The 13,300-nt window shown below is 71.5% G+C and carries 9 protein-coding genes and 4 tRNA genes; 4 read left to right on the plus strand and 9 right to left on the minus strand.

Features of this window, described 5'->3' with window-relative positions; genetic code table 11:
* Positions 1-15 precede the first annotated feature (15 nt).
* Entirely contained in the window at positions 16-279 is a 264-nt protein-coding gene (locus ACFYMP_RS24590; RefSeq protein ID WP_388861514.1) for a DUF3073 domain-containing protein, read from the minus strand.
* A 324-nt stretch (positions 280-603) separates the two neighbouring features.
* Entirely contained in the window at positions 604-1,689 is a 1,086-nt protein-coding gene (locus ACFYMP_RS24595) for a Leu/Phe/Val dehydrogenase (RefSeq protein WP_388861516.1), read from the minus strand.
* Positions 1,690-1,916: 227 nt separating this feature from the next.
* Here ACFYMP_RS24595 and ACFYMP_RS24600 point away from each other — a divergent pair, with 227 nt between their 5' ends.
* Both ACFYMP_RS24600 and bldC read left to right on the plus strand, forming a co-directional pair.
* Entirely contained in the window at positions 1,917-2,759 is an 843-nt protein-coding gene (locus tag ACFYMP_RS24600) for a hypothetical protein (protein WP_388861518.1), read from the plus strand.
* Positions 2,760-3,344: 585 nt separating this feature from the next.
* The gene (bldC, locus tag ACFYMP_RS24605; protein ID WP_179813968.1) at positions 3,345-3,551 is read left to right on the plus strand and encodes a developmental transcriptional regulator BldC; all 207 of its coding nucleotides are present in this window, start codon (positions 3,345-3,347) and stop codon (positions 3,549-3,551) included.
* 583 nt (positions 3,552-4,134) lie between these two features.
* On the opposite strand, the gene ACFYMP_RS24610 is transcribed toward bldC, so the two are convergent.
* The 7 genes from ACFYMP_RS24610 to ACFYMP_RS24640 all read right to left on the minus strand — a co-directional run bounded on the left by ACFYMP_RS24610 (position 4,135) and on the right by ACFYMP_RS24640 (position 10,076).
* Positions 4,135-4,449 (minus strand): DUF6274 family protein, encoded by a 315-nt coding sequence (locus tag ACFYMP_RS24610; RefSeq protein WP_388861520.1) that lies wholly within the window; start codon positions 4,447-4,449, stop codon positions 4,135-4,137.
* 245 nt (positions 4,450-4,694) lie between these two features.
* Positions 4,695-4,769, minus strand: a tRNA-Asp gene (locus tag ACFYMP_RS24615).
* A 190-nt stretch (positions 4,770-4,959) separates the two neighbouring features.
* The gene (hrpA, locus tag ACFYMP_RS24620) at positions 4,960-8,955 is read right to left on the minus strand and encodes an ATP-dependent RNA helicase HrpA (protein WP_388861522.1); all 3,996 of its coding nucleotides are present in this window, start codon (positions 8,953-8,955) and stop codon (positions 4,960-4,962) included.
* A 213-nt stretch (positions 8,956-9,168) separates the two neighbouring features.
* Positions 9,169-9,242 (minus strand) — tRNA-Phe (locus ACFYMP_RS24625).
* A 20-nt stretch (positions 9,243-9,262) separates the two neighbouring features.
* Positions 9,263-9,337, minus strand: a tRNA-Asp gene (locus ACFYMP_RS24630).
* A 28-nt stretch (positions 9,338-9,365) separates the two neighbouring features.
* Positions 9,366-9,438, minus strand: a tRNA-Glu gene (locus ACFYMP_RS24635).
* Positions 9,439-9,725: 287 nt separating this feature from the next.
* Positions 9,726-10,076 (minus strand): metallopeptidase family protein, encoded by a 351-nt coding sequence (locus ACFYMP_RS24640; protein WP_388861524.1) that lies wholly within the window; start codon positions 10,074-10,076, stop codon positions 9,726-9,728.
* A 114-nt stretch (positions 10,077-10,190) separates the two neighbouring features.
* Between ACFYMP_RS24640 and ACFYMP_RS24645 the strand changes: the two genes are divergently transcribed.
* Positions 10,191-10,853, plus strand: coding sequence for a hypothetical protein (locus ACFYMP_RS24645; protein ID WP_388861526.1), 663 nt, complete (start codon positions 10,191-10,193; stop codon positions 10,851-10,853).
* 381 nt (positions 10,854-11,234) lie between these two features.
* Positions 11,235-13,300, plus strand: a 2,066-nt coding sequence (locus ACFYMP_RS24650; protein WP_388861528.1) for a DEAD/DEAH box helicase, incomplete at its 3' end; no start/stop codon positions are given.

The raw sequence follows: 13,300 nt of genomic DNA on the forward strand, positions 1-13,300 counted from the left end.
CCGATCCATACGAGGTCAAGCGCCGCGGCGCCGCGAAGAGGACTGGCCCGACCCACCGTCGGAGTCGTCGTCGTCCTCTTCGTCGTTGTACAGATCCGCGTACTGTGCGTACGGGTCGTCTTCGTCGTCGTCGTCCTCGAACGGCTCCCTGTTCGGAGGCTGACTCGAAGTCGATGCGCCCAGCTCGCTGGCCAGACGCGACAGGTCAGTCCCGCCGCTGTTGTACTTCAGCTGGCGGGCGACCTTCGTCTGCTTGGCCTTGGCCCGGCCGCGCCCCATGGCTCGACCCCCTCGGTGACGGGGCTCGACGGCCCCAGAGTCTTGACACGCGTTCATGTTTCGGACAGGACCTCTCAAATGAGAGACCGTGCCCGTAGGGCTTCCACGGTACCTGCTCCAGCGGCCATCCGGTACGTCGCCCGCGTCCCGCGCCCTGCCGCGCTACCCGCCAGGAGCCCTTTCCTCGCTGGTCAGGTGCGATTTTAACCTCTTCTGAAGCGCCGACCCGCCGACCGGGGTGAGTCATGTCTCCCCCCGGTGGCCTCCCCTGTCCCACGGGCCCCCGCGGCGGGCCGGGCCTCGCTGCCGGAGGCGTCCGGACGCTCAGGCCCGGCGCGCCTCGGCCATCCGCTCCTCCGCGATCCGGTCGGCCGCGGCGGCCGGGGGCACCCCCGCTTCCTTTGCGGTCGCGAAGATTTGCAGGGTGGTGTCGAAGATCCTCGTGGCCTGGCTCTTGCAGCGCTCGAAGTCGAAACCGTGCTGCTCGTCGGCCACCTGGATGACCCCGCCCGCGTTCACCACGTAGTCCGGGGCGTAGAGGACGCCCCGGTCGGCGAGGTCCTTCTCGACCCCGGGGTGGGCGAGCTGGTTGTTGGCCGCCCCGCACACCAGACGCGCGGTCAGCGCCCGCACGCTCGCGTCGTCCAGCGCCCCGCCCAGCGCGCAGGGCGCGTACACGTCCAGGCCCGGGGTGCGGATCAGGGCCTCGGTGTCGGCGGCGACCGTCACCCGGCCCGCGTGCCGCTCGACGACCCGGCGCACCGACTCCTCGCGCACGTCGGTCACGACGACCTCGGCACCGTCCGCGAGCAGATGGTCGACGAGGTGGTGGCCGACCTTCCCGACCCCGGCCACCCCGACCCTCCGGCCGCGCAGCGTCGGGTCGCCCCACAGTTCCTGCGCCCCGGCCCGCATCCCCTGGAAGACCCCGTACGCGGTGAGGACCGAGGAGTCGCCGGCCCCGCCGTTCTCCGGGGAACGCCCCGTCGTCCACGGATTGGTGCGGGCCACGACGTCCATGTCGGCCACGTAGGTCCCCACGTCGCACGCGGTCACGTAGCGGCCGCCGAGCGAGGCGACGGCCCGCCCGTAGGCGAGCAGCAGCTCCTCGGTCTTCACCGTCTCGGGGTCCCCGATGATCACGGCCTTGCCGCCACCGTGCCGCAGCCCGGCCAGCGCGTTCTTGTACGACATCCCGCGCGACAGGTTGAGGGCGTCGGCGACGGCCTCCTCGTCACTGGCGTAGGGGTAGAAACGGGTACCGCCCAGGGCGGGGCCCAGGGCGGTGGAGTGCAGGGCGATGACGGCGCGCAGGCCGCTCTCCCTGTCCTGGCAGAGCACGACCTGCTCGTGGCCCCCCGCTTCGGTGCGGAAGAGGGTGTGCAGGACGCCGTCGGTCACGTCGGTCACGGTGGTGACTCCCCTGAGTTGGTGCGGCGGATGAACCGGTGAGGTGGAGCGGCACCCGCTCCCCGCGGGTGGTGGAGAGCGTGTGACACGAGGCTAGAGCCTGTCCCGCGGCCTCGCGGGCGCAGTGTCGTGGATCACCCTCCGGGGTACGGCCCGCGTGGGACCATGGGCACGGTTGTGACCGGCGCACGGGTTTTCCGTTCCCGTGGCCGGGGAGGGGAGTGATCGTGCCCAAGGTGTCCTCGGTGGTCGTCCCCTACGCGTCCTACCTACGTGTCTACGAGCCCCTCGCCGCCTTTCCCGAGGAGGAGAGGGAGCACTGGGAGCGCTACGCGCGACGCCCCGAGCACCCCTCCTACCAGGAGGAACTGCGCCGTTCCCTGGCCGATCTGCTGCCCACCCCGCCGGTGCCCGTCCCGGTGCACGAGAGCGCCGACGCGTTCGTCGCCGAGATCGACGGGGTCGTGTGCGTCTGTCCCTGGCGGACCCGGCTGCGCGGCTGGCAGGCGCTGGGCACCCTCGCCGAGGAGCTGCCCCGGCCGGTGCTCGACGCGGTGCTCCCGCCGGTGGTGCGCCGGCAGGCGCGCGACGACTTCGAGCGCTGGCTCGAACGCAACCCGGACGCGCGCCCCTGGATTCGCACCGGCACCTGGCAGGTACCACTGAGCTGGTTCGTCCTGGTCGCCGACACCGAGCGCGAGTACGAGAAGGGCGAGGGCGGCGGGGCGCCGGTGCTGCGCTACCGCACCCGCATGGTGGAGGCGCGCCGCCGGGTGGCCCGGGGCCTCAAGGTGCTGCGGGACAGCATCGAGGAGGGCGCCCTGATCGACGGCCTGGTGGACGTCGGCAGCTGGCTGGAGGACTTCCATCCGCGGTCGCTCGTGGAACTGGACTACGGCGGTCTCGTGCACGCCCTGGCCGGGGAGCACCTGGCGCAGGACCGCTCGGCCGCCGACATGACGGAGGCGCTCGCCGCGCTGCGCGAGGACGACCCCGACACCGCCGGGGAGGCGTACGCCCGGCTCGTGGAGCGCTGGCGGTCGGTACGGGAGCGTCAGTTCGCGAGCTGACGCCCCGGTGCGCCGGCCGGTTCGCTCCCACGCGCCCCCTCGCGTCCTGACGATGCCCCCCGGGGGGCCGGCCAAGATCCCGGACCGGCCTCCTCAGGTGCCCGTCAAGACCTCAAACCGGTCCCGGGCGGGGGCAGTCGGCGAGCCGGGTCACGGGGACAACCGTGATGGATCGCACTAACGGGGCCCCTTGCACTCTTCCCCACTCCTCGTGCCAAAATAGGACAAGGAGCCCGTGTGGGGCTCCTTCCGTTCGCTTGTGGGCGGTTTGCCGGGTATCGGCCGGGTAAGTGCGTTCACGGGGGATCTGCTGGGTACTGATCTTGCTGTGACTGATCGTTACAGGCGGGTGACTGTCCGCTATGGGGCGGTCCATCGGCTTCCGCCGCTGATGGCCACCTGAGAGGGCAATTCCATCGGTTTGGCCGACGCGGCTGGACGGATGGTGTAGTTGTAGTGCCGAGGACAAGCCGTTCGTCCTATAACCGACTCGACCTTCGTCCGCCCATTTCGGGCAACGTGGGTCAAGGTGCAGAATTTAGAGGAATGAACCGAGAAGGTTCGGTTCTCCCGAGGAGGCCGCTCATGACCGCTCGCACCCCTGATGCCGAGCCGCTGCTGACCCCGGCTGAGGTCGCCACGATGTTCCGCGTCGACCCGAAGACGGTCACGCGCTGGGCGAAGGCTGGCAAGCTCACGTCGATCCGCACGCTCGGCGGACACCGCCGTTACCGCGAGACCGAGGTTCGCGCACTGCTCGCGGGTATTCCGCAGCAGCGCAGCGAGGCCTGACGTCCCGCACAAACCCGCTGTACCGGGCGTTTTCGGGCCCCCCAACCCGTTGCTCCCGTCCTTTGCAGTACCTCAGCTCCACCTTTGCTCGACCGACGTCGGCGCCTGCCCCAACAGGCGCTTCTGCCGCAGTCATTGGGTACGTCATGGATCGCGCTGGACTCCGCCGGGTCCAGCGCGATTTTTTTGTGCCCGCGGCGGGCCGGGCCGGCCCCGCGGCCCTGTGCGGAACTGTGCGGATGCGGTCGGCGCGGCTGTGGCGGCCTGGTGGCGGCCGGGGCTCATTGCGCGGGTCTGTGCCCTGTGAGGGGAGTTCGGGTGGTGTGTGGCGAACACCCTCACACACCCGTGCAATTGCACATATTAAATTGACCCTTTGTAGGTGCGGGGTAAATTCCTGGGTTTCGAAAACTGATGCGGTGACACCCGTCACATGTCATGACACTTGTGGCATGTGCGGGCAGTCGGTTAATGGGGCCGGCCGCTCCGTCTCGTGGCTCGTTCCTGGACCCGCTTCCGCGGACTCCTGCTGAGGGAAGACTTATCAGGTGCCCCTGCCGTGCGGCCGTCTCCCGGCTCAATGTCACTCGTTGGGGGGACTTTCGCCCTCGCCCTCTTCCCAGGGGCCGTGAAGGGCGCTCACGGCTTCCCGGGGCCCTCCTGGGGCGGCGCGTGAGGTCTGACTGTCCGTCGGGGCCTCCGCGGGCGCCGTGGCGGGCCCGGGAGGGGCTTCCGCGGCCCGCCACGGCGCCCGGCCGCCTCCGGTCGACTCCATGGCCAGTCGCAGCAGCCGGTGGCACACGGGACAGTGCCGGGTCAGATGGCGCCGGCCGGAGACGGCGGCCAGATGAGCCCGCAGGAGCGCGCGCGTCTCGTGCCGCGCAGAAGGAGCCGTCATGCGTCCACCTCCCAGAGCCCGCCACCCGGGGGCTTCTGCCTCCGGAGTACTCGCCCCGCCCTCAGGTGGTCAAGACAAGGAGTGGTCAAGCGGGTCAAGCCCGGGAATGGTCCGGACCGCGGGGCCGCGAGCCCCCTGTCCGGTGCGCGCCGCCGCGAGGCCACCGGGACACGTGTCCCGGCCGCGTCCCGCACCCCGGACACGCGAGAGGCCCGCCACCGAAGTGACGGGCCTCTCGATCAGCGCGGTCCTGACGGGATTTGAACCCGCGGCCTCCACCTTGACAGGGTGGCGAGCACTCCAAACTGCTCCACAGGACCTCGTGTACTGCCGTACCGCTGTGCCGCTCTCGCCGCGATGTTCGCCGCGCTGTGCTGCGAGAAGGACTCTACAGCAGTCCCGGCCCCCTGGTCGAACTCGCTCAGCGTGAGCGTCCCGGCACGCCCGGGAGGGTGCCGGGACGCCCGCACCGGGACCCCGCGAGGGACCCCGCGAGGTCCCTCGCGCGGCTCAGGGGGCCGCCGCGTCGATGGCCTTCACGATGCGCTTGTCGGAGACCGGGTAGGCCGTGCCGAGGGCGTGCGCGAAGTAGCTGACCCGCAGTTCCTCGATCATCCAGCGGATGTCCCGCACCTCCTGCGGCACCGGGCGGCCCGGCGGCAGCTGCTCCAGCAGCCACGCGTACTCGTCGCGCATCTCCCGGACCTTCTCCATGCGCGTCGTGTCGCGCTGCGCGCCCGTCGGCATCTGCTGGAGCCTGCGGTCGGCCGCGATCAGGTACCGCATGAGGTCGGGCAGCCGGCGCAGCCCCGTCGCCGTGACGAAGCCGGGGAAGACGAGCGCGTCCAACTGCTCCCGCACGTCAGCGAGGTTGGCGAGCAGGGCCGGACTGCGCGTCGACTTCAGGCGCCGCTCGCACGCCTGCCAGGCGGCCAGCACCTGCTGGACCTGCCCGACGGTGCGCACCGTCGTGTCGACGATCTCCGCGCGCACCCGGTCGTACAGCTTGCGGTACGACTCCTCGTCCCACGCGGGTCCGCCGAAGTCCCCGATCAGCTTGTCGGCCGCCGCCGTCGCGCAGTCCTCGAACAGCTTCTGCACGGAGCCGTGCGGGTTGGCGGACAGGGCGAGCTTCTGCGGGTTGGTGAGCTTGTCGGAGGCGAACTTCGCCGGGTTCACCGGGATGTTGCGCAGGATCAGCCGCCGTGTGCCGGCCCACATCGCCTGCCGCTGCTCGGCCTCGGTGTCGAAGAGGCGGACGGCGACCGTGCCGCCCTCGTCGACCAGCGCCGGATACGCCCTGACCGGCTGACCGGCCCGCTTCGTCTCGAAGACGCGGCTGAGCGTGCCGATCGACCAGTCGGTCAGGCCGGTGCGCTCGATCGCGGCGCCGCCGGTGCGCTCCGCCGTCGCGGCGGCCGCCTGGGACAGGGCCTGGCGGGCCTTGGGGCGCAGCCGCAGCTTGAGCGCTTCGAGGTCCTTGTCCTCGGCGAGCTTGCGGCGCCGCTCGTCCACGATCCGGAAGGTGATCTTCAGGTGTTCGGGGACCCGGCTCAGGTCGAAGTCCTCGGCCGTGACCGGGACGCCCACCATCTGCTGGAGCCCGCGCGCGAGCGCCGTCGGCAGCGGGGCGGACAGCGGCGTGGCCTTCGCCAGGAAACGCTGGGCGAAGTTCGGCGCCGGCACGTAGTTGCGGCGGACCGGCTTCGGCAGGGAGCGGATCAGTTCGGTCACGAGGTCCTCGCGCAGCCCCGGGATCTGCCAGTCGAAGCCCTCCCCGGTGACCTGATTGAGCACCTGGAGCGGGATGTGGACCGTCACGCCGTCCGCGTCCGCGCCCGGCTCGAACTGGTAGGTCACCCGGAACTTGAGCGCGCCCTGCCGCCAGGTGTCCGGGTAGTCGTCCTTGGTGATCGCCCCGGCGGCGTCCGTCATGAGCATGGACCGCTCGAAGTCGAGCAGCTCCGGCTCCTCGTGACGCCGGTGCTTCCACCAGGAGTCGAAGTGCGCCCCGGACACGACGTGGTCGGGTACGCGCTCGTCGTAGAAGTCGTACAGCGTCTCGTCGTCGACGAGGATGCCGCGCCGCCGGGCCCGGTGCTCCAGCTCCTCGACCTCGGTCAGCAGCCGCCGGTTGTCGGCGTAGAACTTGTGGTGGGTGCGCCAGTCGCCCTCGACCAGGGCGTGGCGGATGAACAGCTCCCGGGACACCTCGGGGTCGATCCGCCCGTAGTTGACCTTGCGCTGGGCGACGAGCGGCACGCCGTACAGCGTGACCTTCTCGTACGCCATGACGGCCGCCTGGTCCTTCTCCCAGTGCGGCTCGCTGTACGTGCGCTTGAGCAGGTGCTCCGCGAGCGGCTCGACCCACTCGGGCTCGATCCGGGCGTTGACGCGGGCCCACAGCCGCGAGGTCTCGACCAGCTCGGCGGACATCAGGAACCGCGGCGGCTTCTTGAACAGCGCCGAGCCCGGGAAGACGGCGAACCTCGCGCCGCGCGCCCCGATGTACTCGTTCCTGCCCCGCGCCTCCTTGGCCTTCGCGGCCGGGTCCTTGGCGGTGGACTCCTTCACGTCCTTGAGCCCGATGTGCGAGAGCAGACCGGCGAGCAGCGAGATGTGCACCTGCTGCTCGGGGGAGTCGTCCTCGTTGATCCGCAGACCCATCTGCTTCGCGACGGACCGCAGCTGGGTGTAGATGTCCTGCCACTCGCGAATCCGGAGGTAGTTCAGGTATTCGCTCTTGCACATCCGGCGGAACGCGGAGGAGGACAGCGTCTTCTGCTGCTCGCGCACGTGGCGCCACAGGTTGAGGAAGGCCAGGAAGTCGCTCGTCTCGTCACGGAAACGGGCGTGCTGCTGGTCGGCCTGGGCCTGCTTCTCGCTGGGCCGCTCGCGCGGGTCCTGGATGGAGAGGGCGGCCGCGATGACCATGACCTCGCGGACGCAGCCGTTGCGGTCCGCCTCCAGCACCATCCGGGCCAGGCGCGGGTCCACCGGCAGCTGGGCCAGTTTGCGGCCGGTCGGGGTGAGCTTCTTGCGCGGGTCCTTCTGCGCCGGGTCGAGCGCGTTGAGCTCCTGGAGGAGCTGCACGCCGTCCCGGATGTTGCGGTGGTCCGGCGGGTCGATGAACGGGAACTTCTCGATCTCGCCGAGCCCCGCCGAGGTCATCTGGAGGATGACGGAGGCCAGGTTGGTGCGCAGGATCTCCGCGTCCGTGAACTCGGGCCGGGACTCGAAGTCCTCCTCCGAGTACAGCCGGATACAGATGCCGTCCGAGGTACGGCCGCACCGCCCCTTGCGCTGGTTGGCGCTGGCCTGCGAGATCGCCTCGATGGGCAGCCGCTGCACCTTCGTACGGTGGCTGTAGCGCGAGATGCGCGCGGTGCCCGGGTCGATCACGTACTTGATGCCGGGGACGGTCAGCGAGGTCTCCGCGACATTCGTCGCGAGCACGACGCGGCGGGTCGTACTGCCCTGGGGGCGCCGGAAGACGCGGTTCTGCTCGGCGTTGGACAGCCGCGCGTACAGCGGCAGGATCTCCGTGTACGGCAGTTTCCTCTTCTCCAGCGCGTCCGCCGTGTCGCGGATCTCGCGCTCCCCGGAGAGGAAGACGAGGATGTCGCCCTTGCCCTCGCCGCGCAGTTCGTCGACGGCGTCGGCGATCGCCGTCACCTGATCGCGGTCCGGCTCGGCCGAGTCCTCCGCGAGCAGCGGCCGGTAGCGCACCTCGACCGGGTACGTACGGCCGGAGACCTCGACGATCGGGGCGTCACCGAAGTGACGCGAGAAGCGCTCCGGGTCGATCGTCGCCGAGGTGATGATCACCTTGAGGTCGGGGCGCCTGGGCAGCAGCTGGGCGAGGTAGCCGAGCAGGAAGTCGATGTTGAGACTGCGCTCGTGGGCCTCGTCGATGATGATCGTGTCGTAGGCGCGCAGTTCGCGGTCGGTCTGGATCTCGGCGAGCAGGATGCCGTCCGTCATGAGCTTGACGAAGGTGTCGGAGCCGACCTGATCGGTGAAGCGGACCTTCCAGCCGACGGCCTCGCCGAGCGGGGTGTCCAGCTCGCTCGCGACGCGTTCGGCGACCGTGCGGGCCGCGAGCCGGCGGGGCTGGGTGTGGCCGATCATGCCGCGGACGCCGCGTCCCAGTTCCAGGCAGATCTTCGGGATCTGGGTGGTCTTCCCCGAGCCCGTCTCCCCGGCGACGATCACGACCTGATGGTCGCGGACCGCGGCCAGGATGTCGTCCTTCTTCTGGCTGACCGGGAGCTGCTCGGGATACGTGACCCGGGGGACGCGGGCGGCGCGCTCGGCCATGCGCCGCGCACCCCGGTCGATCTCCCCCTCGATCTCGGCGAGCACGGCGGCCTGCGCCTGCGGCTTGCGAATCCGGCGGGCTCCTTCGAGCCGGCGGCCGAGCCGGTGGGCGTCGCGCAGGGACAGTTCGGTCAGGCGCGGCGCGAGGGCGCTGCTCGACGGGGCGGGGGCAGGCTGCGTAGACATACGTACTCCAGGATCGCACCAGCCGTGCGGACGCGGCGAACGCATTTCGCGCGGACCGGCGCGGCCGGGGGCTGCCGACTGCTGTCCGGGACCGGACCCGGACCACTACGGACGTGGCCCGGACCACGACGAGCGTGGACGACCACTACGGGCGTGCATTCTGCCGTGAACGCGACGGAGCCCCCCGTCGGTAACGGGGGGCTCACTCCGCGGTGGCTGGGGCCGGGATCGAACCGGCGACCTATCGCTTTTCAGGCGATCGCTCGTACCAACTGAGCTACCCAGCCACGCAACCTCGCGGTTGCAGCGGTCCTGACGGGATTTGAACCCGCGGCCTCCACCTTGACAGGGTGGCGAGCACTCCAAACTGCTCCACAGGACCTCGACGTACGTTTCCGTACGGTGAAACGTGCCCCCAACGGGATTCGAACCCGTGCTACCGCCTTGAAAGGGCGGCGTCCTGGGCCACTAGACGATGAGGGCTAATTGGCCCGCCTGGGCGCTTCGCAGCGCGTCGGGGACGTGAGAAGCATATGGGATGGGGCGGGGATCGCCAAAACGGTTTCCCTCCCGGGGTGGGGGAGGCGGGGCGGGGTCCGGGAGGGAGTGGGCCGCGGGGCGGGTCCGGTCGCGGTCGCGGCTCTGGGGGGCGGGCCACCGCCGAGGTCACCCGCCACCCGCCCAAGGAGATCGAGCCGGTGGCCGGGCCGGCCGGGCCGGGTCCTGCCGGGGCCGCTCCGGCCGGGCCGGGTTCTGCCGGGGCGGGGCGTCTAGGCCCAGCCCAGCTCGTGCAGTCGCGCGTCGTCGATGCCGAAGTGGTGGGCGATCTCGTGGACGACGGTGACCGCGACCTCGTGGACGACGTCCTCCGGGGTCTCGCAGTACCGCAGCGTCGGGCCCATGTAGACCGAGATGCGGTCCGGCAGCACACCCGCGTACCACTCGCCGCGCTCGGTGAGCGGGGTGCCCTCGTACAGGCCCAGCAGTTCGGGATCGGCGGGGTCGGGTTCCTCCTCCACGAACACCGCCACGTTGTCCATGATCCGCGTCAGTTCGGGCGGAACGGAGTCGAGGGCCTGGCTCACCAGTTCTTCGAAGGCGTCGCGTGTCATCTCCAGCACCTCGCCATTGTCCGGGAAACCCGCCGTCCCGGCCCCGTGTGGAGCGTGTCCTGTGCCCGGTGCGGGGAGTTGGGCACGGAAGACCCCCGCCCAGCGCCCCCGGAGGTGCGTCTCGTGCGCCACGTGTCCGTCCCCGCCCGTCTCGCCGCCGTCGTGGCGGCCCTGGCCGCGACAGCGGGCTGTATGAGTGTCGGCGCCGACGAGGTCGCGCCGGCCTCCGCCGACTCCTCCTCGCCCGGCCACTCCGACGCGGCGGGCGGGGAGGGCGCGAGCGCGGACGGCGCGGGCCGCGGTGGGCCCGGCCTCGACGCCGTGCCCCAGGGCGGGGAGGCCGCGGCCGGCGGCACCGCGGGCCCGGGGCGGTCGCGCGGGCGGGCGGACGGCACCCCCTCCGGGCCCACCACCTCGACGTCCGGGACGACGCCGTCGCCGGGTCCCTCGCAGCCCTCCCGGCCGCCGGGCGAGGGCTCCGGCGCGCCTCCGAGTACGCGCCCCGCGCCCTCCGCGCCCACGCCCTCGCGGCCCTCGCCCACGCCCACGCCGCCGCCCGGGACCCCGCCGACCCGGCCGCCGGGCAGCCCGGACCCCTCCGGCCCGCAGCCCGGGACGCCGGGCCCCAGCACCAGCCCGCAGGAGCCGGACGGCGAGGACGAGGGGGGTCAGGAACCGATGGGGGAGCAGCGCGAGAGGTTCGACGGGGAACCCCAGAAGCTCGGCCGGGAACAGGACCGGGCGGTGCGGCGTTACCAGGAACAGCCATCCGCATCTCCCTCGTGATGTCCGCTCTCCCGTGACCTCCTCACGGGGGGCTCCCGGCCCCTCCGTCACGGAACCCGCCGAAACCCCGGTCGCGGTTCTCCTCGTGGCGTGAAACACCCCGGGCGGCACCGGAGATGACGCGTACGAAGAGGTGCGCGAACCCCCTTCGAAGGCGGCTTCCGGGCCTGCCCACAGGGTCTGACCGGCCGGTTTGCCAGTCGAGGGAAGCGGTGCGTATGGTGGTAGATCGTTTGATCCCATTTGCCCGGCGCCATGACCGAAGAGCGCCGCGTGTGGCGCGTACTCTCCCTTGCCGTGGCCGGACCGCATTGAGGCGGTCGATTGCGAATACACGGAGTTTGGGCGCGTGCCGAGACTCCGGAAGGTTTCGCAATTCGCATGTCCGTTTCCCATTCTGACCACGCCGTCGTGCCCGAGAACGACTCTCCCGCCGACCACGTGTCCACCGCCCCGCAGGGCGAGTCCGCCGGACCGGCCGGGGACATCCACGTCGTCGAGCAGCCCACCGGCTCGCCCGCCGAGGCCGTCGAGGCCCCTGAGGCCGTCGAGACCGCCGAGCCGGTCGCCGGGGCCCTCGCGGACGCCGAGCCCGTCGCGGACGCCGACGCCGAGCCCGAGGTGACCTTTGCCTCCCTCGGCCTGCCCGAGGGCATCGTGCGCAAGCTCGCGCAGAACGGTGTGACCGCGCCGTTCCCGATCCAGGCCGCGACCATCCCGGACGCCCTGGCGGGCAAGGACATCCTCGGCCGCGGACGCACCGGCTCCGGCAAGACGCTGTCCTTCGGCCTCCCGCTGCTCGCGACGCTGGCCGGTGGCCGCACCGAGAAGAAGAAGCCGCGCGGCGTCATCCTCACCCCGACCCGTGAGCTGGCCATGCAGGTGGCCGACGCCCTCCAGCCCTACGGCGACGTCCTCGGCCTCAAGATGAAGGTCGTTTGCGGCGGTACGTCGATGGGCAACCAGATCTATGCGCTGGAGCGCGGCGTCGACATCCTCGTCGCCACCCCCGGCCGGCTGCGCGACATCATCACCCGCGGCGCCTGCTCGCTGGAGAACATCGAGATCGCGATCCTCGACGAGGCCGACCAGATGGCCGACCTGGGCTTCATGCCCGAGGTCACCGAGCTGCTCGACCAGATCCCGGCCGGCGGCCAGCGCATGCTGTTCTCCGCGACGCTGGAGAACGAGATCGACGCGCTCGTGAAGCGCTATCTGGTCGACCCCGTGCACCACGAGGTGGACGCCGCCCAGGGCGCCGTCACGACCATGACGCACCACATCCTCGTCGTGAAGCCCCGCGACAAGGCGCCGGTCACCGCCGCGATCGCCTCCCGCAAGGGCCGCACGATCATCTTCGTCCGCACCCAGCTCGGCGCCGACCGTGTCGCCGAGCAGCTGCGCGACGCCGGCATCAAGTCGGACGCGCTGCACGGCGGCATGACGCAGGGCGCCCGCACCCGGACGCTCGCCGACTTCAAGGACGGCTACGTCAACGTCCTGGTCGCCACCGACGTCGCCGCGCGCGGCATCCACGTCGACGGCATCGATCTGGTCCTCAACGTGGACCCGGCCGGTGACCACAAGGACTACCTGCACCGCTCGGGCCGTACCGCGCGCGCCGGCCGCTCCGGCGTCGTCGTCTCGCTGGCCCTCCCGCACCAGCGGCGCCAGATCTTCCGCCTCATGGAGGACGCGGGCGTCGACGCCACGCGCCATCAGGTCGGCAGCGCCGTCTTCGACCCGGAGGTCGCCGAGATCACCGGCGCCCGGTCCATGACCGAGGTGCAGGCCGACTCCGCCGGGCAGGCCGCCAAGCAGGCCGAGCGCGAGGTCGCCGACCTCACCCGCGAGCTGGAGCGCGCGCAGCGCCGCGCCTCCGAGTACCGCGCCGAGGCCGAGCGGCTGACCGCGCGGGCCGCGCGCGAGCGGGGCGAGGAGCCGCCGGTCCCGGCGGAGACCGTGACCATGTACCCGGAGAGCACCGAGCCCGTCGCGGCGCCGGTGTCCGCCGAGCACGCCGTCGCCCCGGCCGCCGCCGAGCAGCCGGTGCGCGAGCGCCCCGCGTACCAGGAGCGCGCCGAGCGTCCCGAGCGCACGGAGCGCCCCGAGCGTTCGTCGTACCAGCCGCGCGAGCGTCGCGAGGACCGTCCCTCGTACACCAACCGGGACCGCGACAACAACCGTGGCGGCGACCGTCCTTCGTACAACAACCGGGACCGTGACGACCGTCGTGGCGGGGACCGTCCCTCGTTCGGGCGGGACAACCGGCGTGACGACCGTGGCGGGCGTTCCTTCGAGCGTCGTGACGACCGTCCCTCGTACAACAACCGGGACCGTGACGACCGTCGCGGCGGGGACCGTCCCTCGTTCGGGCGGGACAACCGGCGTGACGACCGTGGCGGGCGTTCCTTCGAGCGTCGTGACGACCGTCCCTCGTACAACAA

Source organism: Streptomyces sp. NPDC007088 (assembly GCF_042869355.1).
GTDB lineage: Bacteria > Actinomycetota > Actinomycetes > Streptomycetales > Streptomycetaceae > Streptomyces.